Raw genomic sequence first — 24,162 nt, forward strand, 5'->3', positions numbered from 1 at the left:
AGTATGCGAAGGAATTTCATGTCCGACCGTGTGTCCCCCACTCGCCCGGTCACGCACCGGCGTGACCAGCGGCGCAGTCCCTTGGTGGATCGCTTCCTACTCGAACAGATACGTGTTGCCGTAGCCGTCTCTGTCCTGGTCAGCTTGGTGTGGCAGGGCTCGGTCGTCATCGCCTGGCGGGTCCTGCCGCTCACGACTGGGCAGCTCATGGGTGCGCTCGGGGCCGGAGTGGCGGTGTCCGTACTCGTTTGCGCATACCGGTCTCAGGCGGCGGCAACAGCTGTGCACCGGGCCCAGGCCGCGACACACGCAGCCGAATTGCAACAGGTCACAACCGCAGTGGCCGCTGTCGAGAAATCGGTGATCTGGACGGCTGAAGAGCTGTGCCGGGGGAATCGGCCGCCGGTACCTGACGGTGCGCGAGTGGCGGAGCATACGGGTGCGGTGTCCGAGATTGTGGGGCAGCTGAGCGAGTTGCAGTCTCAGGCCGCAGCGGCGCTGGTCCGCGTGCATGAGGAGTCGCAGTCTGCGGTGCTGCTGGGCATGGTGCGGCACTTGTCGCGGCGTGAGCATGCCCTCGTAGAACGAGCGCTGCGTGAGCTGAATGCTCTGCAGAAACTGACCGACGACCCGATGATGCTGAATCAGATGTTCACCATTGATCACCTGGTGACGCGGATGCGGCGCCTAGTGGAGAGCAAGGCAGTGCTGGGTGGGGAGTCACTGCGCAGCATCCGCGAGCCGATGAACGTGGAAACGCTGCTGCGTGGTGCGTGCTCCGAGGTCATGGCGTACGAGCGTGTTGAGCGGTCCGAGGGCGCGGCAGGCGTCGAGCTGGGCCTTCCTGGGCACGTGGGGCCGGACGTGTCCCATGTGCTGGCAGAGCTGATCGAGAACGGGCTCGAGTTCTCCGACCCGAGCAAAAAGGTTCAGGTTCGGGCGGAGAGGGTGGCGGCTGGACTCGCCATCGAGGTCGAGGACCGCACGATGCTGATGACACCCGAACTGCGGGCTCGGGTGAACGACCTGCTGGCCAATCCGGACGCGGTGGATGTCAGTGCCCAGATCAGGGACGGGCAAATCGGGCTGCTCACGGCTGCGAAGATAGCCCGTCGGCATGGCCTGGCCGTCAGGCTGTCGCCGAACGTGACGGGCGGTGTGACTGCGATGGTGGTCGTCCCGACCCGACATCTCGTCGCGCTGCGGAAGCCCGCAGCCGCACCAGCCTCAGGGGAGCGCCCCGCACCCGCTCCTCCCCGGTCGGCCCCCGCACCCGCAGGCGTCGGGCCCGTGCAGGCGCATCGGAGCGCACCCGTATCCGCAGCCACCGCCCCCGCGGACTCCTCTCTTTCCGTCCCGGGTGTCGGGGGATCTGCGGGCGCGCCGCCACTGCCGCAGCGCACGCCCACGCGGATTCCTCTTTCCGATGCAGCGCCCCAGCCCCAAATCCCGCCGTCGGCGTCCCGGGCCGGTATGGCTGCCGCGTTCCACAAGGGCAGGCAAGCCGCGCGGGCCTCGGCGCCGCCGGCTGACGATCGCGGTGGCCAGCCTCCTGCGCACGCCTGAATCCCCCCACCCCTGGCCTCCTGGAACCGGGGGCCTCATTTCGCATGGAGCAGACCCCTTATGACCACCTATGACATGTCTGATACGGCCGATGCGCCCACCAGTACCGATCCGAGGGATCAGATTGCCTGGCTGCTGAAGGATTTCGCCAGCCAGATCCCGGGCGTCATTCATGCTCTGCTGTTGTCTCGGGACGGCTTGAGGCTGCTGGACAGCGGCATGAACAAGAACTGGGCGGACACCACGGCCGCCGCGCTGTCGGGCCTGGCCTCGCTGGCGAAGAACATCGAGGGACCCGACAGCAAGCGGCGGCCGGTGAGCCAGCTCATGTTCGAGCGGGACGACGCACTGTTCTTCATCCAGACCGCAGGCCCCAGCCTCGTCTTTGAGGCCCAGCTCGGTAGGGCGCGGGAGGACGTCGACACCGTGCTCGGTGTGATCGCCCTCCCGGACGCCGATGTCGGCACGGTCGGCTACGAGATGGAACGCCTGATCCATCGGTTTGCGTCCTACATGACCATTCCTGTGCGCCATCCTGATGCGAGCGGCGATGTCCGATGATTCCGCACCCCCGGTACATGCCGTTGACCGATGAGGATGCCGAGTCCCACGAGTCCTCGGCGGTGCGTAACTACCTGCTGACCGGTGGCCGCACCCAACCGCGCCACAGCCTCAGCCTGGAGACGGTATTGGAGGCCGGGCTCGGAAGGCCGGGCCCGAGCCTGCCCGAGGAGTGCGGGCGGATTCTCGTCCTGTGCCAGCAGCGGCGCCGCTCGGTCACAGAGCTGGCCGGCACCCTCCAGCGCCCGGTGAGCGTGGTGCGCATCCTCATCTCTGACCTACTGGACGCCCGTGTCCTGCGGGTGCCCGTCGCCGCCGTCGACACCGAATCCCCTGACCCGACCCGACAACTGTTGGAGGCATTGAGTGCCGGTCTCAAAGCCAAGTGGCCCGACGCCGTCTCCTCCTCCCGTGCTGGCTGACCCGGCCCCGGGCGCCGGTGGCGCCGCCGCCGTCAAGATCGTGATCGCGGGAGGGTTCGGCGTCGGCAAGACCACCATGGTCGGTTCCGTCAGCGAGATCGAGCCGCTGAGCACCGAGGAGTACCTGACAACAGCCAGCACACCCATCGACAGCCTGCATGGGGTGGAGGCGAAGGAGACCACCACGGTGGCCTTCGACTTCGGCCGCCGCACCTTGGACGTGCCGGAACCTCTGGGTGAGCTGGAGATGTTCCTCTTCGGCACACCCGGCCAGAACCGGTTCGTCGACCTGTGGCGCGACCTGTCCCGCGGTGCGGTCGGCGCGATCGTCCTGGCCGACACCCGCCGCCTGGAGGACAGCTTCACCGCGGTCTCCTTCTTCGAGCAGATCCGTCTGCCCTTCATCGTCGCCCTCAACGAGTTCGACGGCGCCTACCGCTACGACCCGGGTGATGTGTGCGTCGCCCTCGGCCTTGCCCCGGAGATCCCCCTGGTGTGCTGCGACGTCCGGGTTCCCTCCCAGGCCGCCGGGGTCCTGCTCACCCTCGTCCGCCACGCCCTGTCCTACCTGCCGACCCCGTCCATCCGCCCCACCACACTTCAGGACGCCTGATGACCGACTGCCCCCACGCGCCCCGCACCCCGTCGTCCACGCTGCTGACGGGCCAGACCATGCGCTTACTGCCCGCCCATCCGGAGAGCAGCGTGATCGTCCCGCTCTCGGGCGCCATCCACCCAAGCGGCGACATGGTCAGTGGTGAACAAGCACGTGCGGCTGTCCAGCAGGCGGCACGCGTGGAGATGATCCAGCGACTGAGCATTCCCACCGAGGCCAGCGACTTCTTCGACGAGGTCGCGACCCACATGGCGGACCGCACCGGCTTCCTGTACGGGATGGTCAATCTGTTCCTGGACGAGCAGACATTCATCGGCCTGCACAATCCCCCGGCCGCCAGCGGATACCCCGCCGTCGACCGGACCATGAGCCGCGACCACGGCTGGTGCCCCGAAGTCATCGACCGCCAAAAGGCCCTGCCGCTGCCCAACGTCCACGCATACCACCGCTTCAGCAGCAACCGCGTCGTGGACGCGATCGGCATCCAGTCCTATTTCGGCGCGCCCCTCATCCACGACGGTGTCGCGGTGGGAACCGTGTGCGTCATCGACCCCGAACCGCGCCCCCTTGCCGAGGCCGTCCGCCTGCGTGATCTCGTCAACGACACCCGGCAGACGGTCATGAAGGCCATCACCGCCCACGCGCCCAGCCGGTAAGGCCGCCCGCTCACCCTCCTCTCCGGGAGCACCAGCTGCGGATCCGGCCGCACACGCCTTGACACTGACACAGGGATAAGGAAGTCGACCATGCCCACCACGCTGCCCACCGCCCTCCGGCCCTACCTCACCCCCGTCCACGAGAGGCTGTGGCAGGAGGCCGACGCGTTCGCTGCGGAGCATGTCGCACCGCGCGTGAAGCACATGGAAGCCATGCTGGGCAAAGTCGAGCGGAAGACGGCCGAGCTCATGGGCGCCCGCGGCTGGTTCGCCATCACCGTGCCTGCGGCCTACGGAGGGTTGGCGAAGGGCCATGTTGCCAAGACGGTGCTGATCCACCGCATCGCCACGGTGTCCGGGGCCGCGGCCGCAATCTTGCAAGCCAGTCAGATACCGGTGGGCGCGCTGGTGCACTGGGGCAGCCACGAGCAGAAGAGGCTGTGGCTGCCCCAGGTAGCCGACGGCACCGTGCTGCCTTCGATCGCGGTGACGGAGCCGGCGATGGGTGGGCAGATCGGTGGCATGCAGGCCGTCGCAGAACGGGATGGCGATACCTGGGTGATCACCGGCAGTAAGGTCCACATCGGCAACAGCCACCTGGCCGGCGTGCACGTCGTCATCGCCCGCACAGCCCCGCTCGAAGTGCCTGCGTCCCGGGCCCTGACCGCCTTCCTCGTCGAGCGCAACCGCCGCGGCCTGACTGTCCGACCACACCGGCCGGGCCTGGGCCTGCACGGTTTCTCCTGCGGCCGCCTCGACCTGACCCGTGTCCGCGTCCCCGTGGCGAACGTACTCGGTGACGTCGGCCAGGGTCTGAACGTCGCCCAGTCCAGCAGCATCCTGTACGGCAGACCCAACCTGGCCGCCGTCAGCCTCGGTCTGCACGAGGCGATCGTGCAGACCACCAGCCGGTATCTCAAGCATCGCCCCCGCTACAGCGGCGCCCTGTCCGACCTGGCCGTCGTCCGGGACCGGATCGGGGACATGGAAGCCCGGCTCCGGGCGGCCCGGATCCTCACTTACCAGGCTGTTCATCTCCTCGACCACGACCTGCCCTGCGACACCGACCTCATCAACTCCAAATACCTCGGCCACCAATGGGCCGGGCGCTCCGGGCGGGACGCGATGGAACTGCACGGCGCCCAAGCCCTGGACGCTGGCTATCCGATGGAGCGGCTGTGGCGCGACATCCAGCACACTCATCCGCCCGCCGGCACCGGCGACTTCCAGCGAATACACCTGGCCAAGGCCGCCCTGCAGGAAGATCCCATCGAGTGGTCCGTGCAGCTGGCCGCCCAAACGGCCTGGTCGCCACAGGACGCAACCGTCGCATAGATCTGCCCGGTTGCGGACTCCGCCAGGCACAACTCAGGGCGCGTAGAGGCTCGCGACGTGTCGCCGACCTTGACGCGGGAGAGTCCGGGTCTGTCAAACGAACGGCCCTGTCTCACTTTCGGTGGTGACGCAGAGTGCTGCTATCCGAGGAGGATGTGGTGCCGAAGCAGGGCGAAGCCTGCTCGTCCGTGCATTTGGCGCGCGATCCGCTTGGTCTTGGTGTTGACGCCCTCGATGGGGCCGTTGCTGTACGGAAGCGTGAGCCCGGCGATCATGGCGTCGAGGTCCCGGTCCAGGCCCCGGGTGAAAGCATGTACCTAAGGCAAGTCGGCTGCTCGGACCTGGGCGATCCAGCGCGTGAGCGCGTCGGCGTTGTCGGCGTGCGGCGTAAGGAGCGGCGCGACCAGCCCGCGTGGCGGACGCATCTCCACCGCCGTCCTGCGCGACGCCACGCACTGGGACGACGTGGTCACCAAGCCGGGCTACGAGCACCTGCGCCGCCATGACCTCCGGCACACCGGACTGACCTGGTTCGCCGACGCCGGAGTCCAAGTACACGTCCTGCGCAGGATCGCCGGCCACGGGTCACTGACCACCACCCAGCGCTACCTGCACCCGGACGTACACAAGATCACAGCCGCCGGGGCCGCGCTCTCCGCACACTTCAGCGTGCTCCGCGCACCACGCTCGCTGCCGAGCCCGATCGTCGTGACCCGCTGACCCCGGTCAAGGACGCCGGTCCCCAGCTGGTCCCCAAGAATGATCAAGGGCCGGTTTCGGATGCCTCCGAAACCGGCCCTGACCTGCGACTGTCTCCAGTCGGGACGACAGGATTTGAACCTGCGACCCCTTGACCCCCAGTCAAGTGCGCTACCAAGCTGCGCCACGTCCCGGTGCGCTGTCCGCGGTGTTCCGCGTGATCGCGCCGACAGAACTTTACCTCACGTCGGGGGCTGCCCCGACGGGGACGGGCGGCGGGGGGACAATCGGGGTATGAACGACGCATCGGAGACAGGCGCGGGCCGGGCGCGCGACCGGGACACCGAGGGGCGGGCCCGCAACGCTCGGCCACGGGACGGGCTGGGGCGGCCGCTGCCGTACGGGGCGCCGGGCGTGGCGCGGCAGCCGGAGGGTGTCGTGCGCACCCCGCAGGACACCGTCGGCGAGGCCCAGGCGCTGCTGGACGCCGGACAGCCGTTCCATGCGCACGAGGTCTTCGAGGACGCCTGGAAGTCGGGGCCGGACAAGGAGCGTGCGCTGTGGCGCGGGCTCGCCCAGCTGGCGGTCGGCCTCACCCACGCGGCCCGGGGCAACGCGACGGGCGGTGCCCGGCTGCTGCGACGCGGTGCCGCGGCGGTCGAGGGGTGGGCGGCCGAGACCGGCGAGCACCGGCCGTACGGCATGGAGGTGGCCCGACTGGTCGCCTGGGCAAGGGAGTCGGCGTCGGTCGTGGAGCGCGAGGCGGCTGCGGTGGACGCACAGGCGTGGGCGCCCCGGCTGCTCGGGGAGCGGCGGTAGGCGGGGGTGTGCGCGGGTCCCCGGTGCCGTACGGCAGACTCGGGGGCGTGCGAACGATTCATGTCATCGGTATCGGAGCGGGCGACCCCGACCAGCTGACCCTGCAGGCTGTCAAGGCGCTGAAGAGCACGGACGTGTTCTTCGTGCTCGACAAGGGCGAGGTGAAGTCCGACCTCGTGCAGCTGCGCCGTGACATTCTCGACGCGCATCTGCCCGAGGGGACGTACCGGCTGGCCGAGGCGTGCGATCCCGAGCGTGACCGGGCCGCGGGCGGCAGCGCCTACTCCCCCGCCGTCGGTGACTGGCGCTCGGCGCGCGCCGACATCTACGAGCGGCTCATCGCCGAGGAACTGGGCGAGGACGACACCGGCGCCTTCCTCGTCTGGGGCGACCCCGCGCTCTACGACAGCACGCTCGGCATCCTGGAGGAGATCCTGGAGCGCGGCACGGTGACGTTCTCGTACGACGTCGTCCCGGGGATCAGCAGCGTCTCGGCACTCGTCGCGAAGCACCGCACGGGGCTCAACCGGGTGGCCCGGCCCGTGCAGATCACCACGGGGCGCCGCCTGGCGGAGGGCTTGCCGGAAGGCGTCGACGACGTGGTCGTGATGCTCGACGCCCACCAGACCTTCCGGCAGTACGCGGACCAGGACATCGACATCTACTGGGGCGCGTACATCGGCACACCGGACGAGATCCTCGTCTCCGGTCCCCTGGCCGAGACGGCGGAGCGCATCGAGCGGCTGCGGGCCGAGGCCAGGGAGCGCAAAGGCTGGATCATGGACACGTATCTGCTGCGCAGGAATCCGCGGGACTGAGCCGGACCGGCCGGTCACCGAGGAGCGAGCCCCAGCCGGGCGAGTGCCGCGGACACGTCCGGTACGGCCGTGACGCCCGTGGGCAGGGGCGGACGCCGTACGACGACCACCGGGACCCCCTGTTGCCGCGCCGCGGTGAGCTTGGCCGCCGTCGCCGCTCCCCCGCTGTCCTTCGTCACGAGCACCTCGATGCGGTGCTCGCGCAGCAGCGCGGTCTCGTCCTCGACCGTGAAGGGCCCCCGGGCGAGCAGCACGTCGGTGTGCGGCGGCAGGGGCGGCCCGGGCGGCTCCACCGACCGTACGACGAAGTGGAGGTCCGTCAGCCGGGCGAAGGCTGCGAGGCCGAGCCGGCCGGTGGTGAGGAACACCCGTCGGCCGAGTCGCGGCAGCAGCGCGGCCGCGTCGGCGAGCGAGGCCGCCTCGTGCCAGTGGTCGCCGGGGCCCGCACGCCAGCCGGGGCGGCGCAGCACCACGGCGGGGACACCGGTGGCCGCGGCGGCCTCCGCGGCGTTCGCGGTGATCTTGGCGGCGAACGGATGCGTGGCGTCGGCCAGCGCGTCCACGCGGTGTTCGCGAAGCCACGCCGCCAGCCCCTCCGCACCCCCGAACCCGCCGACGCGTACGTCCCCGTCGAGCGTCCCCGGCCGTGACACCAGCCCGGCCAGGGACGTGGTCACCCGCACGCCGGAACGGGCCGCGAGCGAGGCGGCCAGTTCACGTGCCTCGGTGGTACCGCCGAGGACCAGGACATGGAGGGACATGGCCATGAGAGTACGGGCTGCCCGGACGCCCTCCGACCGCGACCGCACGGCGCATGGGCGCCCGGCTCGCTAGGGTCCTGACATGGATGCAGTGCGCGCCGTCCTCATCGACATCGACGGGGTCCTCACCGTCTCGTGGCAGCCGCTGCCGGGCGCGGTGGAGGCGCTGCGGGAGATCCGCGCGTCGGGTCTGGCCGTCGCCCTGGTCACCAACACGACGTCCCGCACCCGCGCGTCGGTCGCCGACACCCTCTCGGGTGCCGGTTTCCCGGTGTCCGCGGAAGACATCCTCACCGCGCCCTCCGTCACCGCCCGGTATCTCGCCGACCACTGTCCGGGAGCGCGGTGCTCGCTGCTCAACAGCGGTGACATCCGGGCGGACCTGGTCGGGGTCTCAGTCGTCGACGACGAGGCGGACCAGGTCAGTGCCCCGGACGTCGTGCTCCTCGGCGGGGCCGGACCCGAGTTCGACTACACGGCGCTCAACCGCGCCTTCGGCCATCTTCAGCGGGGTGCGCGGCTGGTCGCCATGCACCGCAATCTGTACTGGCGCACGGACCAGGGGTTGCAGCTGGACTCGGGGGCGTTCCTGCTCGGGCTGGAGCAGGCCGCGGGGGTCGTGGCCGAGGTCACGGGCAAGCCGTCGCCCGCGTTCTTCGAGGCGGCGCTGGCCCGCCTCGGGGTCGGCGCGGGCCAGGCGCTCATGGTCGGCGACGACATCGAGAACGACGTCCTCGCGGCCCAGCGTGCCGGGATCACCGGGGTCCTCGTCCGGACCGGCAAGTACCGGCCGGAGACTTACCGGGCCGCAAGCGGCGAGCCCGACCACGTCCTCGACTGCTTCACGGACCTTCCCTCGCTGCTGCGCTAGTGCTGCGACCGGCGCGGCGGTCCCGTTCAGCGCAGCAGCAACTGGGCCGCGCCCACCACGGTGGCCACGATCACCAGTTGCTCGAAGAGACGCTGGTTGATCCGGTCGAGCGCCCACCGACCGATGAACGCCCCCGGCACCACGAACACCGCGAGCGCCGCGTCCAGCAGCAGCGAGCGGCCGTCGATCAGGCCGAGGCCCGCGCTGAACGGCAGCTTGGAGACGTTGACGATCAGGAAGAAGAAGGCCGAGGTGCCAAGGAAGCCCAGCTTCCGGAAGCCCGCGGACAGCAGGTACATCGACATCACCGGGCCGCCGGCGTTCGCGACCATCGTGGTGAAGCCGCCGAGGACGCCGTAGGAGCGGGCCTTGATCCGGCCGGCGCGGGTGGTCACCGCGTCCGGGTCCTCCTCCCGGTCGGCGGTGCGACGGCGCCACACCGTGACCGCCGTCATCAGCAGCAGGATCGCGCCGATCGACGTCCGTACGACCCCGTCGTCCGCCCACACCAGGAACAGGGTGCCCAGGACGACGCCCACGGCGACCGCCGGGAACAGGCGCCACAGGGTGGGCCAGTGGGCGTGCCGCCGGTAGGTGAGGACCGCGAGGACATCGCCGACGATCAGCACGGGCAGCAGGACACCGGTGGAGGCACGGGCGGGCAGGACCGCGGCGAAGACCGCGAGGCTGATGGTGTTGGCGCCGCTCACGGCGGTCTTGGAGAAGCCGACGAGCATCGCCGCGACGGCCAGCGCGACGAACCCCCAGGCCGATATGTTCCAGAGCGACATCGTGTTCATGCGGGGGCCGATCCTCCGGCCGCGTCGGATGCGTCCCGCCGGAGGGTCCGGTCCGGGGTGCCCGGCCCTGGCCGCAGGGCCGCCGCCGCCCGAACTCCCGCTCGCGGCGCGGGGATGGCCGTACGCCCGGCGGTGGGCATCACAGGCTCCTGTCCGACGCGCCGAGCCAGCGGTCGTCCTGGAACTCGGCGGGGATCCCGTCGCTCCACGGATCGATGGCGCGGCTCTCCAACTCCTCGAACCACCGGTCCCGTTGGGACTCGGGGAGCCGCTGCCCGCACCACGGACAGAAGTCGATACCGATGCTCGCCGTACCGCCGTCGTGGACGACGAGCCCGTACTCCTGGAACCTCGCGGTGAACAGGATCAGCGCGTCCGGGCAGGTGAAGGCGTCGTCGTGCCGTTCACAGCGCCGGTTCACCTGTTCCGTCATCGCCGCACAGCAGTGTCGGGTCATCGCCTCGGCTTCTCGTCGATCGTCGTGTCGTCGCAGTAGATCATGGCCTCGACGATCGCCGACCGGGGGCCGTGCTCTCCGCCGTCCACCGGCCCACCGGCACCGTGCCGGGCGCGGGGCAAGGCGCTACGGGCGTTCCACGAGCACCGTGCTGCCCTGCCCGACGCCCACGCACATGGTGGCGAGCCCGCGGGCGGCCCCGGTGCGGCGCATCCGGTGCAGCAGGGTCGTCAGGATGCGTGCGCCCGAGCAGCCGAGCGGGTGCCCGAGGGCGATGGCGCCGCCATCGGGGTTGACCAGCTCCGGGTCGATGCCGAGACGGTCGACGCAGGCGAGGGTCTGGGCGGCGAACGCCTCGTTGAGCTCGGCCTCCTCGACGGAGCCGATCGTCCAGCCGACCCGGGCGAGGGCCTTCTCGGTGGCGGGGACGGGACCGATGCCCATCACGTCCGGGTGGACGCCGGCCGAGGCGCCCGCGACGTAGCGGCCGAGGGACTCCAGGCCCAGTTCGTCGAGGGCTTCCTCGCTGACGAGGAGGAGTCCGGCGGCACCGTCGTTCATCGGTGAGGCGTTGCCCGCGGTGACGGTGCCGTCCTCGCGGAAGACCGGCCTGAGGCGAGCGAGTTTCTCGTACGAGGTGTCCTCGCGGACGCTTTCGTCGGCGGCGACCACGACCCCGTCGGGCCTGGTCACGGGCAGCAACTCGCTGTCGAACCAGCCGTTCTTGCGGGCGTCCGCGGCCCGGCGGTGGCTGCGCAGCGCGAACTCGTCCTGGCGGGCGCGTTCGATCCCGTACCGCTCCGCGACCTCCTCGGCGGTCTCCCCCATGGACAGCAGTCCATGGAGGTCCTTCATCGCGGGGTTGACCAGGCGCCAGCCGAGACGGGTGTCGGCGGTCTCCATACGGTGCGGCAGTACTTCGTCGGGGCGGGGCAGCACGAAGGGGGCGCGGCTCATGGACTCGGAGCCGCCCGCGAGCACGATGTCCGCCTCGCCCGCGGCGATCGTGCGGGCGGCGGCCGTCACCGCCTCCAGGCCGGAGGCACACAGCCGGTTGACCGTGGCGCCCGGGACGGATGCGGGCAGCCCGGCGAGAAGGACGGCCATCCGGGCCACGTTGCGGTTGTCCTCGCCGGCCTGGTTGGCGGCGCCCCAGTAGACGTCGTCGATACGGGCCGGGTCGAGACCGGGCACCTGTGCGACCAGGTCGCGGATCACCGCTGCGGCGAGGTCGTCGGGCCGTACGGAGGACAGGGCGCCGCGCAGCTTGCCGATGGGGGTGCGGCGGGCTGCCGCGAAGTGGACGGTACGCACGACGGGACTCCTGATCGACCTCAACCATTAATTAGCACCGCTAGTTTTGAACTATAGACCGCGGACGCCCCGCCGGGAAGCTCCCAGACCTTGTTCCCGGGCGCGCTCCTGCCGGGTTTCACCCCATCCGCCCCGGGCACCCGGGCGGCCATGGAGTGGTTGCGGCACGCGGCATGCCTGGGCGAGGACCCCGATCTGTTCTTCCCGGTGGGGTCCACAGGGCCCGCGCTGGAGGAGACCGCCGCCGCCAAGCGCGTCTGCCGCCGCTGCCCGGTGATCGGCGAGTGCCTGGACTGGGCGCTGCGCAGCGGACAGACGGCGGGCGTCTGGGGCGGCACCGGCGAGCAGGAACGTGCCGAGTTGCTCCGGACCGCGAAAGACCGGACGCCAAGGACGCCGAGGACAAGGAGAAGCGCACGATGACCGTGGTGCACGGCACGCTGACCGAACCCGCACGCCGGGTCACGGGGGACGCCCTGCAGGAGACCCTGGTGGATCTGCTGGGGCTGTCACTCATCGGAAAGCAGGCTCACTGGAACATCGTCGGACCGAGGTTCCGTTCGATCCACCTCCAGTTGGACGAGGTGGTGGCAACGGCACGCTCGTACGCCGACACGGTGGCCGAGCGGGCCGCCGCGCTCGGCGTCCCGCCGGACGGCCGGCCGGAGACCGTCGCGTCCGCCTTCGGCCTGCCGGGCGTGAAGGACGGCCGGCTGCGCGACACGGATGTCGTACGGCTGATGGCGGAGTCGCTTCAGACGGCGATCGGACGGCTGCGCACACGGATCGACACCACGGAGAAGGCCGATCCGGTCACCCAGGACCTGCTGATCGGCCTCACCGCGGAGTTGGAGAAGCAGCGCTGGATGTTCGACGCGGAGAACTGGCCGCGGGAGGACTGAACCGGAGCGGCCGGGCCCGCCGAGGACGGACAGGGCCCGGCCGCCGAGGGCGGAGAGGAGTACGCCATGACCGACGCCCTGGAGATGGACGCGCTGTGGGCCGAGTTCCACCGCGTGGTGAACATGACGTCCCAGGAACTGGCGGCCTGGCTGCGGGTCCGTGACGCGGGCGAGGACACCGAGCCGCTGCCCGAGCGGGCGGGCCCGCCGACCGGGCGGCTCGTCCTCGCGATCCTGCAGAAGCGGCGCACGGATCTGACCGACGACGACGTCCAGGTGATGTACGAGGTCGTGGACACCGTGACCGGCCGGCAGGACCTGGAGAGCGAGCCCGAGGCGGTGGACGACGAGCGGCGCCACCGGTTGATGACGATCGGCCATGACCCGCTCCGGCCGGGGAGGTGAGACCGCCGTGCCCCGCCGCGACACGGCGGACCGCGTCGTCGCGGAACTGGTCGGCGAGCACGGGCACACCTACGCCGAGGAGGCCGGCATCCCGCTCAAGGACACCCCGCAGCCGCTCTACCGGCTGCTGCTGATGGCCCTGCTGCTGAGCGCCCGCATCCGCACCTCGATCGCCCTCGAGACGGTGCGGGCGCTGCAGGACGCGGGTCTGCGGGATCCGCGGCGCATGGCCGGGGCCGACTGGCAGGAGCGCGTGGACGCGCTGGCGCGGGGCGGCTACCGGCGCTACGACGAGCGCACGGCCACCCAACTCGGCAACGGCGCAGAGCTGTTGACGGAACGTTGGGGCGGCGATCTGCGGCGGATGCGGAAGGAGGCGCACGGGGACGTTCCTGAGCTGCGCCGGTTGCTTCAGGAGATACCGGGGATGGGGCCGGCCGGTGCCGACATCTTCCTTCGGGAGGTACAGCGAGTCTGGCCGGAGGTGGGGCCCTATCTGGACGCCAAGGCCCTGTCCGGGGCGGAGCGGCTCGGCCTGCCCAAGGATCCGCAGCGGCTGGTGCGGCTCGCCGGGGACACCGAACCGGCGGTGCTGTCGGCCGCGTTGGTGCGCGCGGCCCTGGACGAGAACGTGGCGCAGGAGGTCCTGGAACACGCGGCATAGGGTCGTCGTCGACGCTGGGGCGACCGGTGGGTGAAGTCTTCTCCGAAGCGGCAGAAAGCGCATTCCCTCACAGCTTCGGCCGCTACGTTGGCCGTTACGTTTTGGCATGCGCGCAACATCATTCTCCCGTCACCCCAGGAGCCGTACCCCCATGCGCAGACTCCTCGCCACCCTCGCGGCGACGGCCGCCGTGTTCGGTGGACCCACCAGCGCCGCGCCCGCCGCGACGGCGGCCGGCTCGGGCACGTTCCGCGTGCTCACCTACAACGTCGCGGGCCTCCCCGAAGGCCTCTCCAGCGCCCCGACGCCCCGCCAGTCGAGCACGACGACGATCGGCGGGCGGCTCGGCCCGTACGACATCGTCCATGTGCAGGAGGACTTCAACTACCACTCCTACCTGTACGCCTCCGACACACACCCCTACCGCACGCCCACCAGCGGCGGGGCCGGCATCGGCAGCGGCCTCAACACGCTGTCCGGCCTGCCGTACGACACCGATGACTTCGAGCGCGTCCACTGGAACTCGTGCCAGTACGACTCGGGCGACTGTCTCACCCCCAAGGGCTTCACGTTCATGCGGGAACGGCTCGCCGAGGGCGTGTACGTCGACTTCTACGACCTGCACACCAACGCCGGTACGAACGACGGCGACCTGGCCTCGCGCGCGGACAACCTCAGCCAGCTGTCGGACTTCGTCCGCACCCACTCCGCGGGCAACGCCGTCGTGGTGATGGGCGACACCAACACCCGCTACACACGCTCCGGTGACACGATCGCGGAGTTCGCCGCGGCGGCCGGTCTCACCGACGCCTGGGTCCAGCTCGTGCGCGGCGGCACCCCGCCCGCGAAGGGCAGCGACGCACTGGTCTGCGACGAGAACGCGGTCACGAACAGCTGCGAGGTCGTCGACAAGATCCTCTACCGGGGCAGCAAGCTCGTCTCGCTGAACGCCACCTCGTACAACAACGAGCACGCGAAGTTCCTCACCGACGACGGGCTCATGCTCTCCGACCACGACCCGATCACCGCGACGTTCGGCTGGACGCGCAACTCCGCCTTCCAGCTCAGTGACCAGTTCGGCGGGCCGCACGGGGACTACTACAACGACATCGACAGCGTCCCGGCGGGCGCGCGCGCCACGAGCATCACCCTGCGCAGCGGCTCCCGTGTCGACCGTATCGGCCTGACACTGAGCAACGGCACCACGCTCGCCCACGGCGGTACCGGCGGCACGGCGTCGACCCTCACCCTGGGCAGCGGCGAGTACGTGACGAGCGCGCAGCTGTGCGAGGGCACGAACGCCGGCCACACGAGGATCTTCTACGCCAAGTTCACGACCAACCTCGGCAACAGCCTGGCGGGCGGCACCACGACGTCCGACTGCGTGACGCGTACGGCGCCCAGCGGCTGGCAGATCGCCGGATTCCACGGCCGCTCCGGCGACGAGGTCGACAAGACCGGCTTCATCTACACCCAGCGCTGACACCGCACGTCGTAGGGGGAGAAGGGCCGCTGCCGGATCCGGCGGCGGCCCTTCCTTGTGGCACATCCCGGAGCTCGGGTTAATCTTGCCGCCGTACCGGACACGGGGTGCCCCGCCAGGGGCTGAGATCACACCCGTCGAACCTGAACCAGTTCGTACTGGCGGAGGGATGTCTTTCATGCCTGTGGCGCATGTTCCCGGCGGGCTGCCCGCCGACAGCCGGCGAGCCGTCTTCGACGGCCGGATGCCCAGCGCTCCCGGCGATCTCCGGATCGAGGGGCACGGCATCGAACCGGTCCCCGAGACCCATCGCTACGGCGGCGCGGGCCGACTGTTCACGGTGTGGTTCGCACCCAATCTGACCATGACCGGTGTGTTCACCGGCACCATAGGCATCGCGCTCGGCCTGGACTTCACCACCGCGCTCGCCGCCGTCGTCCTCGGCACGGTGATCGGCGCGGTGCCCACCGCCTATCTGAGCACCTGGGGCAGCCGTACCGGCGCCGGGCAGCTTCCGCTCGCCCGGCTCGCGTTCGGGCGGGCGGTCGCGCTGCCCGGTGTGCTGCAGTGGCTGTCGTCGGTCGCCTGGGACGCGCTGATCGGGCTCTTCGGCGGGGACGCGCTGGCGCGGCTGTGCGGCTGGCCGTTCTGGCTGGGGGTCCTTGCCATCATGCTGGCGCAGGGGGCCCTGGGAGTCCTCGGCTACGAGGCCATCCACCGCCTCCAGATCGTCATGACCTTCGTGCTCGCGGCCGCTTTCGCGCTGATCGCCCTGCGGATGTCCGGCAGCGTCCAGGTGGCCGCGACAGGCAGCGCGCACGGCGCCGACCGGGCGGGCGCGTTCGTGCTGACCAGCACCATCGCGCTCAGTCTGGCCCTGTCCTGGGCCCCGTACGCCAGCGACTTCAGCCGCTATCTGCCGCGTGCCACGTCCCGTCCCCGGATGTTCTGGTGCACGCTGCTCGGGCTCGTGGTGTCCTACGTGGCCGTCCAGGCCCTCGGGCTGTGGGGCGCGTCCGCGCTGACCGACCAGACGGCCACCGGGGTGGACGCGCTGCTGGGCGGGGGCGCGGGGGGCGCCTTCGGGCTGCTGGCCGTGGCGCTCGCGGCACTGTGCAGCAACGCGATGAACGACTACAGCGGCTCGCTGGCACTGCAGACCGTGGGCGTACGCATACCGCGCCCGGCGGCGGCCGCGCTCGCCGTGCTGCTCGGCTTCCCGCTGGTGCTGTGGATGCACGCGGCCGACACGACGGCTCGCTTCCAGAACGTCCTGCTGTTCGTGAGCTACTGGATCCCCGGGTTCGTGGCGATCGTGGTCGTGGACTGGCTCGCCCGGCGCGGCACCCGCATCGATCTCGCGGCCGAGGCGGCCCGGCCCCGGCAGGCCTGGCCCCCGGTACTGGCGTTCGCCGTCGCCTTCGCCGCGGCGGTGCCGTTCATGGACACCGGCCTGTACGTGGGCCCGGTCGCCCACGCGCTGCACGGCGCCGACATCTCGTACTACGTGGCGTTCGTGGTGGCGCTCGCGGTGTACGCACCCCTGCGCGCCCGACAGCCCCGCGAAACCCGAGGAACCACAGAGACCCGAGAGGAGGGTCGCGCATGACCGCGCCACCCCGTGTGCTCACGATCGCCGGATCCGACTCCGGCGGCGGTGCCGGGATCCAGGCCGACCTCAAGACGATGCTGGCGCTCGGCGCCCATGGCATGAGTGTGATCACCGCGGTCACGGCGCAGAACTCCGTCGGGGTGCAGGGCGCCTGGGAGCTGCCCGCGGAGGCGGTCCGCGCGCAGTACCGCAGCGTCGTCGACGACATCGGCGTCCAGGCGGTCAAGACCGGCATGCTCGCCTCGCCCACCCTGGTCACGACGGTGGCCGACCTGCTCACCGACGTGGCGGCCCCGGTCGTCGTGGACCCGGTCAGCGTCTCCAAGCACGGGGACCGGCTGCTCGCCGACGACGCGCTGGACGCCGTACGCACCCGGCTGCTGCCGCTCGCCACGGTCACCACGCCCAATCTGGACGAGGTCGCGGAGCTGACCGGCCTCCGGGTGACCGACGAGCCCGGGATGCGGCGCGCGGCCGAACGCCTGCTGTCGTACGGGCCCCGATGGGTCCTGGTCAAGGGCGGTCATCTGCCCGGGGCGGCCGTGGACCTGCTCACGGACGGCCGAGCGGAGCACTGGCTGCGCGCCGAGCGCCACGACAACCGGCACACCCACGGCACCGGCTGCACGCTCGCCTCGGCCGTCGCGGTCGGGCTCGCCCAGGGCCTCCCGGTGCCCGAGGCGGTCCGCAGGGCCAAGGAGTACGTCACGGCGGCCATCGCGGCGGGCTTCGCACTGGGTGCCGGCATCGGGCCGGTGGACCACGGGTGGCGGCTGCGGGAGCTCGGGGGACGCTGACGGGGGCGGGTGACACAGGTGCCCGCGGCACCGCACGCCGAGGCGCGCTGACCAGCCTGCGTGCGGGAACCAGCCGTCCGGCCCCGCCTGCCGCAGTCGGCCGTGCGGTCCGGCGTGCCGTGGCCGGCCGTCGAGCCTGGTGTGATGGACCGGCTGGCCGGCCTGGTGTGATGGCAGGGCAGCAGCCACCCGGCTCAAGGCCCCGCTCCCCGCTCAAGGAAGGACCGCACCCTGAACACCCCGCTCGCCGAGGCCCTCTCCGTCCTCCTGCTCATCGCCGTGCTGGCCGGCGCGGTGATCCGTCCCTTCGGGCTGCCGGAGGCGGTCGTGGCGGTTCCCGCCGCCGGGATCGTGGTGGCGACCGGCGCACTCTCGCTGGACCACGCGCGGGCCGAGGCCGAACGCCTCGGGCCGGTAGTCGGTTTCCTGGCCGCCGTTCTGGTGGTGGCGCACTTCTGCGACGCGGAGGGACTGTTCCGGGCCTGCGGCGCGTGGATGGCGCGCTGGGCGGCGGGCCGTCCCGGCCGGCTGCTGACCGCCGTCTTCGCGCTTGCCTCGGTGATCACCGCCGTGCTCAGCCTGGACGCCACGATCGTGCTGCTCACCCCCGTGGTGTTCGCGACGGCGGCCCGGATGGGCGCGCGCGCGAAGCCGCATTTGTACGCCTGCACACATCTGTCGAACACGGCCTCGCTGCTGCTGCCCGTCTCCAACCTCACCAATCTGCTCGCGTTCGGCGCGGCCGGGCTGAGCTTCACCCGCTTCGCCGCCCTGATGGCCCTGCCGTGGCTGGTGGCGATCGGCGCCGAGTACGTGGTCTTCCGGCGCTTCTTCCGCCGTGACCTTGCGGCCGGTGCCACGGCCGAGGAGCCCGGTGAACCGCCGCAGCTGCCGCTGTTCGCGCTGGTGACCGTCGCCTGCACGCTGGCCGGGTTCGTGGTCGCCTCCGCGGTCGGCATCGACCCGGCGTGGTCGGCGCTGGGCGGAGCGCTGGTCCTCGCCGGCCGTGCGCTCGTCCGGCGCCGGGCCACCCCGCTCGCGGTGGTGCGGGCGGCGGCGCCGTCCTTCCTGACGTTCGTGCTGGCCCTGGGCGTCGTGGTGCGCGCGGTGGTCGACAACGGCCTCTCGGACGCCCTCGGCCGGCTGATCCCGGGCGGGACGGGACTGGCCGCCCTGCTGGGGCTCGCGGCGCTGGCCGCCCTGCTGGCCAACGTGATCAACAACCTGCCCGCGGTCCTGGTCCTGCTGCCGCTGACCGCCCCGTCCGGGCCCGGCGCGGTGCTCGCCGTGTTGCTCGGGGTGAACATCGGCCCCAATCTGACCTACGCGGGATCCCTGGCCACGCTGCTGTGGCGGCGCATCGTCCATCAGCACAGCCATGGCGTGGACCTCAGGGAGTTCACCCGGCTCGCGGTGATCACGGTACCGACCGCTCTGGTGGGCGCGGTGGTCGCGCTGTGGGCCTCCCTCCATGTCGTCGGGACGTGAAGCACCGCGTTCGCCGCCCCGCAGCCGGCGCGGCCTTCGTGCAGATCCCGCTCCCTGCGATGAGCAACCGGTGTCTCGTCGTCCGTACTTGACCGGTACAGCGGCACAAGCCGTACCGAGCGACATCCGCCGCACCCGCCGGACACGCGGGCCGGGGCGGATCCGGACCCAAGGAGCACAGCATGCAGGCGACCGCCCAGATCGGCGTCACCGGACTCGCGGTGATGGGCCGCAACCTGGCCCGGAACTTCGCCCGGCACGGGTACACCGTCGCCGTGCACAACCGCACCCCGACCAGAACCAAGGCGCTGGTCGAGGAGTTCGGGCACGAGGGCGCGTTCGTGGCCGTCGAGACGGCCGAGGACTTCGTGGCGGCGCTGGAGCGCCCCCGCCGCCTGATGATCATGGTGCAGGCGGGCGCGGCCACCGACGCGGTGATCGAGGAGTTCGCCCCGCTCCTGGAGCCCGGCGACATGATCATCGACGGTGGCAACGCGCACTTCGCGGACACCCGGCGCCGTGAGCGGTCCCTGCGCGACCGCGGTATCCACTTCGTCGGCGCGGGTGTCTCCGGAGGCGAGGAGGGCGCGCTCAACGGGCCGAGCATCATGCCCGGCGGTTCACCGGAGTCGTATGCCGCGCTCGGTCCGATGTTCGAGAAGATCAGCGCGCAGGTCGACGGCGAGCCGTGCACGACGCATGTCTGCACGGACGGCGCCGGGCACTTCGTGAAGATGGTGCACAACGGGATCGAGTACGCCGACATGCAGCTCATCGGCGAGGCCTACGACCTGCTGCGCCAGGTCGCCGGATTCTCTCCCGCGGAGATCGCCGAGATCTTCCGCGAGTGGAACAAGGGGCGCCTGGACTCCTATCTGATCGAGATCACGGCCGAGGTGCTGTCCCATGTGGACGCGGCGACCGGCGAGCCGTTCGTCGACGTGGTCGCCGACGCCGCCGGGCAGAAGGGCACCGGGCGCTGGACCGTGCAGACCGCGCTGGAGCTGGGCTCGCCGGTGACCGCCATCGCCCAGGCCACCTTCGCCCGCGCCGCCTCCGGCCAGTCCGCGCTGCGCGACGCCTACCGCGGACTGCCCGGAGGCTCCGGCTCGGAGCTGACCCCGTACGAGGCCGAGCGCTTCACCGCGCAGGTGGAGCAGGCCCTGTACGCGTCGAAGCTGATCGCCTACGACCAGGGCTGGAAGATGATCCTGGATGCCGCCGAGGAGTTCGGCTGGAGCATCGATCTCGGCGCGGTCGCCAGGATCTGGCGCGGGGGCTGCATCATCCGGGCCGCCTTCCTGGACCGTATCCGCGCCGCCTACGCCGCGGATCCGGGCCTGGTCAGCCTGCTGTCCGACGAGGGCTTCGCGACGGAGATCACGGAGGCACAGGTGCCGTGGCGCGAGGTGATCGCCACCGCGGCCCGTCGGGGCGTGCCGGTGCCGGCGTTCTCGGCGGCGCTGTCGTACTACGACTCCCTGCGCGCCGAGCGCCTGCCCGCCGCGCTCACCCAGGGCCAGCGCGACTACTTCGGCGCCCACACCTACCGGCGGGTCGACCGCGAGGGCAGCTTCCACACGCTGTGGGGCACGACCGACCGCGCCGAGACCCAGGCCTGATCCGGACACCGCCCGACGGATCGCCCCGCCCCCGGCCCGCAGGCCCGGCCCCCGGCCGGTCCTGCGGGCCGGGCCTGCGGTCGCGGTCAGGGCACCACCGTTCCCTCCGCGATGTGCGGCATCCCCTCGCCCGACGCGTTCCAGCTGCACATGTGCTCCTCTATCTGCCGAGGATGCCCCAGGCTTCAGCCCGGGGGGAATCGGCTCCTCGACGCCCGGCCGTGCAACGGCCGGGCACTCTCCGCCCGGGAGCCGCGCAGAGGCTTGTCTGCTGAGGTGATTGCCGCCGACGACTTGGAGTGCACGCAGTCAACTGCGTTGGGGGCGGCCCCGGTTGTCGGTGCGGGACGTTGGCGTTTTCCGCATGCGGATCGTCGTGCAGGTAAAGCTGCTGCCGAGCGCCGAGCAGGCGCCGCGGCTGCTGGCGACGCTGCACGCGTGCAACGAGGGCGCGGATCTCGCGTCCCGGATCGCATTCGATAAACGTGAGTTTTCCAAGTCCGGCCCGCAGAAACTCGTCTACGCCGACCTGAAGGCGATGGGCTTGGGTGCGCAAGCTGCGATCCGCAGCATCAAGAAGGTCGTCGACGCGTACGCGACTGTGCACGCCAGCGTCAAGGCGGGGAACCTGGGCAAGCCGGGGTCCAAGCGGCGGGCGAAAGCGCAGTCGAAGCCGGTCGAGTTCCGCCCGGATGCGGCGCAGCCGTACGACGACCGGCTGCTCAGCCGGCAGCACGACCAGCGGACCGTGTCCATCTGGACCACTGCCGGCCGGCTCAGCGGTGTCCCGTTTACCGGGCACCTTGACCATCTGACACTTCTCGCCGAGCACCGCAAAGGAGAGACGGACCTCGTCCACCGCGACGGGCAGTTCTACCTGCTTGCCACGTGCGAGCTCACCGAGGACCCGCTGAACACCGATCCGGTCGGGTTTGTGGGCGTGGACCTGGCCGTGGTCAACATAGCTACCACCAGCACCGGCCGGCGACACTGCGCCGCCGGTTGAACCGGCAGCGCAAGCGGATGCGGGACCTCAGGTCCCAGCAGAAGAAGAAGCGCACCACGTCTGCAAGACGTGCTCTGAAGCGGACGCCGGCCGTGAAAAGCGGGTCTTCAAAGTTGAGCGGTGTGCTGATTCGGCTTACTGACGCGGCGTCACGCTTCGTGCTGGGTCGGGCGGCTTGGCCCTGGATGCAAGGTACCCGTGGTCCTGCGTGATCATTTCTGTTCTCTACGCAGAACGATCATGCAGGAGCCACGGGCTTGCTCAACGATACGAAATGATTATGCTGCCCGGCAATGATTTGCCGCTGAACTTCAAGATGGCGACGCAGGTCAATAACGCTATCGTTCCCGGAATCCGTCACCTTCCCCTGAAGCTCCTCCAATTCAACGGAATATGCTTCGGCAAGCTGCCGCGTGTGATCGACCACGAGATTGACCAGCGCTCCCCACAGCCCGGTCGAAAAGTCGACGGCGACGCCACTGTTGTCAGAGTACGCTTTCACAGTGTCCAAATCGGAAATGAGCCTACTGATAATACTTGCGTCAAGACTTCCTGCGCGACCTGCGTCCAGGTAAGTGCGCAGCGAAACGTTGAGGTTAGCTACACACTCAGGCACTTCACGCTTGCCAGCCTGTTTCCACTTCTTCACGACGATAAACGCCGTTGCTCCCACGGCCAACTTACCCAGAGCAGCGGGCACGACGGCGCGGGGGGGCTCAGTATCGCTGCAGCACGCCCATCCGGGATCCCCACCAAACGTAGATAGACATATCTCCTTTTAGACTTGTCGTCGCCACAAAATTCGCATGATGGAGTAGGCCAAATGGGTGAACGGCACATGGTTCCTCCGGGAGCGCCAGGACCTCGTCACGGGCGACGGCTGCAGGTTTGCGAGAAGAAAAGATGCGGCTCGTGGCGGTGATTAGAAGCAGCAGACGCAGCGGCGGGTTGTCGAAGAACGCAGCCTTGACCAAGGTCAACTCCCACAGGGTTTCGATGACTATGTCCCACACCCGCACGATCGCGCAGATCGTACCGTTCACCTGATGCCACGGCTTGATCTCCCAGATCCTTCAGGGCGTGGCCGACGTGATACGTCGGCCAGTTTTCGCAGAAGTTACCCGTCGGGCAGCTCGTGCGTCTCGACTGGCTGGCGCTATGGCGACTACGTCCCCAATATGCAATATCAGTCGTCCCTTTATAGGGACACGTTGGAGACATGGGCGAAGGTTTAGAGCCGAGTGACAGATAATCGGCGTTGACGCAGCGGGGTCCTCCTCTTAGGGTTTTTCTCATCGGTGTGCTGGGAACGGACTGTTTCGCAGCGACGATTCCATGCATAGCTAGGAGACATTTCATGAATTTGCGTCGCTGGATTGCCGGGCTCGCGCTGCCATTCGTCGCTGGCGCGACGGTCGCGCTTCTTCCTGCCACGGCCCAGGCAGCCCCGCAGACCGGGACAGTCACGCTGTGCGCCAACGGTTCGTTCTCCTTCGAACTGGAGTGGACGACTGATGGCTACGAGACCGGCCTCGTCAGCCCCGGACACTGCCAAACCTTTAACTCGCCGGCCGGCGTCCGTCAGGTCAACGTAATCGCACACGCCGGTACTTGGCTGTGGTACGTCGGATCCTTCCAGCTCGACGGCAGCCGGAACGTCAAGGTGACGGCCATCGACACGGCCAGCGGCGCTAGCTACTACGTCGCCTGAGTACCCGCGCCTGGCAACGACTCACCCGCTGCCTCGCGTACTTGGGATCGACGTTCTCAAGTGTTATATCCGAAGACTTGAGGAGGGCCGGATCGCCCGGCCCTCCTCTCGCATGCCGGATTACGCGCCTGCATCTGGCGCTCACGAGCCGATGGGCTGCAATGCTTTGTTGGTAACCGGCCGTATGGGTGCCAGCGTCAAGACAGGAGGAGAATGTCACCTTGCGGATATGAATTGGACACATCGAGAGAACGACGAGGCTCCGTTTAGGGCCACTCGCCGACTCGCGTGACATGTCGTGGGATAGTTTCTTGTTATCTCCGGCAGTGGTTTCGGTTGGCTGTGTTCAAGGCGTGTGGGGCCTGAAATGCGATCCGGACTACGTTGCTCGCACCTCGAGCTCTATTTTGGGAAATCTTCGGACCTGGCTTCTCTCGTTCCTATGCCTTCAGTCTCGATCCACCGCGTGAATTCTGATCATGGGTGTCGGGTGGGTTTCGGGTGTTTGTTCGGGGTGTGGGCAGCGGTGGTTGCCGGGGGGCCGTTCGGTGCGGGGTCTCCGAGGTCTTTCGGGTCGTGGGCAGGCAGGGCGATCGCGCGGGTCAGGTGACCATGCGCCGTCCGGTCGCCGTCCGCAGGTCGGTGAAGTCGTGCTGTCAGCGCCAGTGTTGGGGCAGGTGGAGGGGGGGTGTCAGGGCAGCCTTGAGATGCATTCATCCCTGGCGTGAACGCCGGGGCTTTCTGCAAGAGTCCCGGTAAATCGTTCGTTTGCCAGAC

The 24,162-nt window shown here is 69.8% G+C and carries 26 protein-coding genes, 1 tRNA gene, 2 pseudogenes and 1 riboswitch; of the genes and pseudogenes, 21 read left to right on the forward strand and 8 right to left on the reverse strand.

Annotated elements, in window-relative coordinates; translation table 11 throughout:
* The first annotated feature begins 18 nt into the window (after positions 1 to 18).
* The 6 genes from AB0L95_RS35845 (at position 19) to AB0L95_RS35870 (ending at position 5,156) form a co-directional block, all read left to right on the forward strand.
* On the forward strand, positions 19 to 1,566 hold the full coding sequence (locus AB0L95_RS35845; protein ID WP_365169425.1) for an ATP-binding protein: 1,548 nt from the start codon (positions 19 to 21) through the stop codon (positions 1,564 to 1,566).
* A gap of 60 nt (positions 1,567 to 1,626) precedes the next feature.
* A complete protein-coding gene (locus tag AB0L95_RS35850) occupies positions 1,627 to 2,127 on the forward strand; it encodes a roadblock/LC7 domain-containing protein (protein ID WP_365169427.1) in 501 nt (166 codons plus the stop codon).
* A 17-nt stretch (positions 2,128 to 2,144) separates the two neighbouring features.
* Complete coding sequence (locus AB0L95_RS35855) at positions 2,145 to 2,549, forward strand: DUF742 domain-containing protein (RefSeq protein ID WP_365169429.1); 405 nt, start codon at positions 2,145 to 2,147, stop codon at positions 2,547 to 2,549.
* Positions 2,539 to 3,162 carry an ATP/GTP-binding protein gene (locus AB0L95_RS35860; protein ID WP_365169432.1) on the forward strand — a complete coding sequence of 208 codons (624 nt, stop codon included), beginning with the start codon at positions 2,539 to 2,541 and terminating at the stop codon, positions 3,160 to 3,162. The genes AB0L95_RS35855 and AB0L95_RS35860 overlap by 11 nt, the downstream gene beginning before the upstream one ends.
* A complete protein-coding gene (locus tag AB0L95_RS35865) occupies positions 3,162 to 3,821 on the forward strand; it encodes a GAF domain-containing protein (RefSeq protein ID WP_365169435.1) in 660 nt (219 codons plus the stop codon). The genes AB0L95_RS35860 and AB0L95_RS35865 overlap by 1 nt, the downstream gene beginning before the upstream one ends.
* A 90-nt stretch (positions 3,822 to 3,911) precedes the next feature.
* Entirely contained in the window at positions 3,912 to 5,156 is a 1,245-nt protein-coding gene (locus tag AB0L95_RS35870; protein ID WP_365169438.1) for an acyl-CoA dehydrogenase, read from the forward strand.
* Between the two features lie 140 nt (positions 5,157 to 5,296).
* Here the strand turns inward: AB0L95_RS35870 and AB0L95_RS35875 are convergent.
* Positions 5,297 to 5,557 (reverse strand): annotated as a pseudogene (locus AB0L95_RS35875) (transposase); the annotation flags it as partial.
* A 7-nt stretch (positions 5,558 to 5,564) separates the two neighbouring features.
* Between AB0L95_RS35875 and AB0L95_RS35880 the strand changes: the two are divergent.
* Positions 5,565 to 5,876, forward strand: a pseudogene (locus tag AB0L95_RS35880) (tyrosine-type recombinase/integrase); the annotation flags it as partial.
* 99 nt (positions 5,877 to 5,975) lie between these two features.
* On the opposite strand, the gene AB0L95_RS35885 reads toward AB0L95_RS35880, so the two are convergent.
* A tRNA-Pro gene (locus AB0L95_RS35885) sits at positions 5,976 to 6,049 on the reverse strand.
* Positions 6,050 to 6,149: 100 nt separating this feature from the next.
* Here AB0L95_RS35885 and AB0L95_RS35890 point away from each other — a divergent pair.
* Positions 6,150 to 6,674 (forward strand): DUF309 domain-containing protein, encoded by a 525-nt coding sequence (locus tag AB0L95_RS35890; RefSeq protein WP_365169441.1) that lies wholly within the window; start codon positions 6,150 to 6,152, stop codon positions 6,672 to 6,674.
* A 47-nt stretch (positions 6,675 to 6,721) separates the two neighbouring features.
* Entirely contained in the window at positions 6,722 to 7,492 is a 771-nt protein-coding gene (gene cobF / locus AB0L95_RS35895; RefSeq protein ID WP_365169444.1) for a precorrin-6A synthase (deacetylating), read from the forward strand.
* A 14-nt stretch (positions 7,493 to 7,506) separates the two neighbouring features.
* On the opposite strand, the gene AB0L95_RS35900 is transcribed toward cobF, so the two are convergent.
* The gene (locus tag AB0L95_RS35900; RefSeq protein WP_365169447.1) at positions 7,507 to 8,253 is read right to left on the reverse strand and encodes a cobalt-precorrin-6A reductase; all 747 of its coding nucleotides are present in this window, start codon (positions 8,251 to 8,253) and stop codon (positions 7,507 to 7,509) included.
* Positions 8,254 to 8,335: 82 nt separating this feature from the next.
* On the opposite strand from AB0L95_RS35900, the gene AB0L95_RS35905 reads away from it, so the two are divergent.
* Positions 8,336 to 9,124, forward strand: coding sequence for an HAD-IIA family hydrolase (locus tag AB0L95_RS35905; RefSeq protein WP_365169449.1), 789 nt, complete (start codon positions 8,336 to 8,338; stop codon positions 9,122 to 9,124).
* A 26-nt stretch (positions 9,125 to 9,150) separates the two neighbouring features.
* Here the strand turns inward: AB0L95_RS35905 and AB0L95_RS35910 are convergent, their stop codons facing one another.
* The 3 genes from AB0L95_RS35910 to AB0L95_RS35920 all read right to left on the reverse strand — a co-directional run bounded on the left by AB0L95_RS35910 (position 9,151) and on the right by AB0L95_RS35920 (position 11,695).
* Positions 9,151 to 9,924, reverse strand: a complete 774-nt coding sequence (locus AB0L95_RS35910) for a sulfite exporter TauE/SafE family protein (protein ID WP_365169452.1) — start codon at positions 9,922 to 9,924, stop codon at positions 9,151 to 9,153.
* Positions 9,925 to 10,063: 139 nt separating this feature from the next.
* Positions 10,064 to 10,381, reverse strand: a complete 318-nt coding sequence (locus AB0L95_RS35915; protein WP_365169455.1) for a hypothetical protein — start codon at positions 10,379 to 10,381, stop codon at positions 10,064 to 10,066.
* A gap of 126 nt (positions 10,382 to 10,507) precedes the next feature.
* Positions 10,508 to 11,695 (reverse strand): thiolase family protein, encoded by a 1,188-nt coding sequence (locus AB0L95_RS35920; protein WP_365169457.1) that lies wholly within the window; start codon positions 11,693 to 11,695, stop codon positions 10,508 to 10,510.
* A gap of 150 nt (positions 11,696 to 11,845) precedes the next feature.
* Between AB0L95_RS35920 and AB0L95_RS35925 the strand changes: the two genes are divergently transcribed.
* The 10 genes from AB0L95_RS35925 to AB0L95_RS35970 all read left to right on the forward strand — a co-directional run bounded on the left by AB0L95_RS35925 (position 11,846) and on the right by AB0L95_RS35970 (position 21,674).
* On the forward strand, positions 11,846 to 12,118 hold the full coding sequence (locus AB0L95_RS35925; RefSeq protein ID WP_365169460.1) for a WhiB family transcriptional regulator: 273 nt from the start codon (positions 11,846 to 11,848) through the stop codon (positions 12,116 to 12,118).
* On the forward strand, positions 12,115 to 12,597 hold the full coding sequence (locus AB0L95_RS35930) for a DNA starvation/stationary phase protection protein (RefSeq protein WP_365169463.1): 483 nt from the start codon (positions 12,115 to 12,117) through the stop codon (positions 12,595 to 12,597). Before AB0L95_RS35925 ends, AB0L95_RS35930 begins: the two co-directional genes overlap by 4 nt.
* Positions 12,598 to 12,663: 66 nt before the next feature.
* A complete protein-coding gene (locus tag AB0L95_RS35935; protein WP_365169466.1) occupies positions 12,664 to 13,002 on the forward strand; it encodes a DUF3140 domain-containing protein in 339 nt (112 codons plus the stop codon).
* 7 nt (positions 13,003 to 13,009) lie between these two features.
* Positions 13,010 to 13,666, forward strand: a complete 657-nt coding sequence (locus AB0L95_RS35940) for an endonuclease (RefSeq protein WP_365169468.1) — start codon at positions 13,010 to 13,012, stop codon at positions 13,664 to 13,666.
* A 151-nt stretch (positions 13,667 to 13,817) separates the two neighbouring features.
* Positions 13,818 to 15,149 carry a jacalin-like lectin gene (locus AB0L95_RS35945; RefSeq protein ID WP_365169471.1) on the forward strand — a complete coding sequence of 444 codons (1,332 nt, stop codon included), beginning with the start codon at positions 13,818 to 13,820 and terminating at the stop codon, positions 15,147 to 15,149.
* Positions 15,150 to 15,242: 93 nt separating this feature from the next.
* Positions 15,243 to 15,336: riboswitch (TPP riboswitch) on the forward strand.
* Positions 15,328 to 16,758, forward strand: coding sequence for a cytosine permease (locus tag AB0L95_RS35950; RefSeq protein WP_365169473.1), 1,431 nt, complete (start codon positions 15,328 to 15,330; stop codon positions 16,756 to 16,758). It overlaps the preceding riboswitch by 9 nt.
* A complete protein-coding gene (gene thiD, locus AB0L95_RS35955; RefSeq protein ID WP_365169476.1) occupies positions 16,755 to 17,558 on the forward strand; it encodes a bifunctional hydroxymethylpyrimidine kinase/phosphomethylpyrimidine kinase in 804 nt (267 codons plus the stop codon). The genes AB0L95_RS35950 and thiD overlap by 4 nt, the downstream gene beginning before the upstream one ends.
* Positions 17,559 to 17,789: 231 nt before the next feature.
* Positions 17,790 to 19,046, forward strand: a complete 1,257-nt coding sequence (locus AB0L95_RS35960; RefSeq protein WP_365169523.1) for an arsenic transporter — start codon at positions 17,790 to 17,792, stop codon at positions 19,044 to 19,046.
* 182 nt (positions 19,047 to 19,228) lie between these two features.
* A complete protein-coding gene (gene gndA, locus AB0L95_RS35965; RefSeq protein WP_365169479.1) occupies positions 19,229 to 20,668 on the forward strand; it encodes an NADP-dependent phosphogluconate dehydrogenase in 1,440 nt (479 codons plus the stop codon).
* 364 nt (positions 20,669 to 21,032) lie between these two features.
* Positions 21,033 to 21,674 (forward strand): hypothetical protein, encoded by a 642-nt coding sequence (locus tag AB0L95_RS35970; protein WP_365169481.1) that lies wholly within the window; start codon positions 21,033 to 21,035, stop codon positions 21,672 to 21,674.
* Positions 21,675 to 21,912: 238 nt separating this feature from the next.
* Here the strand turns inward: AB0L95_RS35970 and AB0L95_RS35975 are convergent, their stop codons facing one another.
* Together AB0L95_RS35975 and AB0L95_RS35980 are read right to left on the reverse strand one after the other, a co-directional pair.
* A complete protein-coding gene (locus tag AB0L95_RS35975; RefSeq protein ID WP_365169484.1) occupies positions 21,913 to 22,374 on the reverse strand; it encodes a hypothetical protein in 462 nt (153 codons plus the stop codon).
* A 16-nt stretch (positions 22,375 to 22,390) separates the two neighbouring features.
* Positions 22,391 to 22,717, reverse strand: coding sequence for a hypothetical protein (locus AB0L95_RS35980; protein ID WP_365169487.1), 327 nt, complete (start codon positions 22,715 to 22,717; stop codon positions 22,391 to 22,393).
* 314 nt (positions 22,718 to 23,031) lie between these two features.
* Between AB0L95_RS35980 and AB0L95_RS35985 the strand changes: the two genes are divergently transcribed.
* Positions 23,032 to 23,385, forward strand: coding sequence for a hypothetical protein (locus AB0L95_RS35985; protein ID WP_365169490.1), 354 nt, complete (start codon positions 23,032 to 23,034; stop codon positions 23,383 to 23,385).
* The last annotated feature ends 777 nt before the right edge of the window (positions 23,386 to 24,162 follow it).

Origin of the sequence: Streptomyces sp. NPDC052036 (assembly GCF_040680495.1) — a bacterium.
GTDB lineage: Bacteria > Actinomycetota > Actinomycetes > Streptomycetales > Streptomycetaceae > Streptomyces.

Excerpts from the sequence above, each read along its gene's own strand:
- AB0L95_RS35850 (WP_365169427.1), top strand. The coding sequence starts at position 1,627 with ATGACCACCTATGACATGTCTGATACGGCCGATGCGCCCACCAGTACC.
- AB0L95_RS35935 (WP_365169466.1), top strand. The coding sequence starts at position 12,664 with ATGACCGACGCCCTGGAGATGGACGCGCTGTGGGCCGAGTTCCACCGC.
- AB0L95_RS35865 (WP_365169435.1), top strand. The coding sequence starts at position 3,162 with ATGACCGACTGCCCCCACGCGCCCCGCACCCCGTCGTCCACGCTGCTG.
- AB0L95_RS35945 (WP_365169471.1), top strand. The coding sequence starts at position 13,818 with ATGCGCAGACTCCTCGCCACCCTCGCGGCGACGGCCGCCGTGTTCGGT.
- AB0L95_RS35910 (WP_365169452.1), bottom strand. The coding sequence starts at position 9,924 with ATGAACACGATGTCGCTCTGGAACATATCGGCCTGGGGGTTCGTCGCG.
- AB0L95_RS35950 (WP_365169473.1), top strand. The coding sequence starts at position 15,328 with ATGCCTGTGGCGCATGTTCCCGGCGGGCTGCCCGCCGACAGCCGGCGA.
- AB0L95_RS35930 (WP_365169463.1), top strand. The coding sequence starts at position 12,115 with ATGACCGTGGTGCACGGCACGCTGACCGAACCCGCACGCCGGGTCACG.
- AB0L95_RS35925 (WP_365169460.1), top strand. The coding sequence starts at position 11,846 with ATGGAGTGGTTGCGGCACGCGGCATGCCTGGGCGAGGACCCCGATCTG.
- AB0L95_RS35855 (WP_365169429.1), top strand. The coding sequence starts at position 2,145 with ATGCCGTTGACCGATGAGGATGCCGAGTCCCACGAGTCCTCGGCGGTG.
- AB0L95_RS35890 (WP_365169441.1), top strand. The coding sequence starts at position 6,150 with ATGAACGACGCATCGGAGACAGGCGCGGGCCGGGCGCGCGACCGGGAC.
- AB0L95_RS35905 (WP_365169449.1), top strand. The coding sequence starts at position 8,336 with ATGGATGCAGTGCGCGCCGTCCTCATCGACATCGACGGGGTCCTCACC.
- gndA (WP_365169479.1), top strand. The coding sequence starts at position 19,229 with ATGCAGGCGACCGCCCAGATCGGCGTCACCGGACTCGCGGTGATGGGC.
- AB0L95_RS35985 (WP_365169490.1), top strand. The coding sequence starts at position 23,032 with ATGAATTTGCGTCGCTGGATTGCCGGGCTCGCGCTGCCATTCGTCGCT.
- thiD (WP_365169476.1), top strand. The coding sequence starts at position 16,755 with ATGACCGCGCCACCCCGTGTGCTCACGATCGCCGGATCCGACTCCGGC.
- AB0L95_RS35900 (WP_365169447.1), bottom strand. The coding sequence starts at position 8,253 with ATGTCCCTCCATGTCCTGGTCCTCGGCGGTACCACCGAGGCACGTGAA.
- AB0L95_RS35915 (WP_365169455.1), bottom strand. The coding sequence starts at position 10,381 with ATGACCCGACACTGCTGTGCGGCGATGACGGAACAGGTGAACCGGCGC.
- AB0L95_RS35845 (WP_365169425.1), top strand. The coding sequence starts at position 19 with ATGTCCGACCGTGTGTCCCCCACTCGCCCGGTCACGCACCGGCGTGAC.
- AB0L95_RS35870 (WP_365169438.1), top strand. The coding sequence starts at position 3,912 with ATGCCCACCACGCTGCCCACCGCCCTCCGGCCCTACCTCACCCCCGTC.
- AB0L95_RS35970 (WP_365169481.1), top strand. The coding sequence starts at position 21,033 with ATGCGGATCGTCGTGCAGGTAAAGCTGCTGCCGAGCGCCGAGCAGGCG.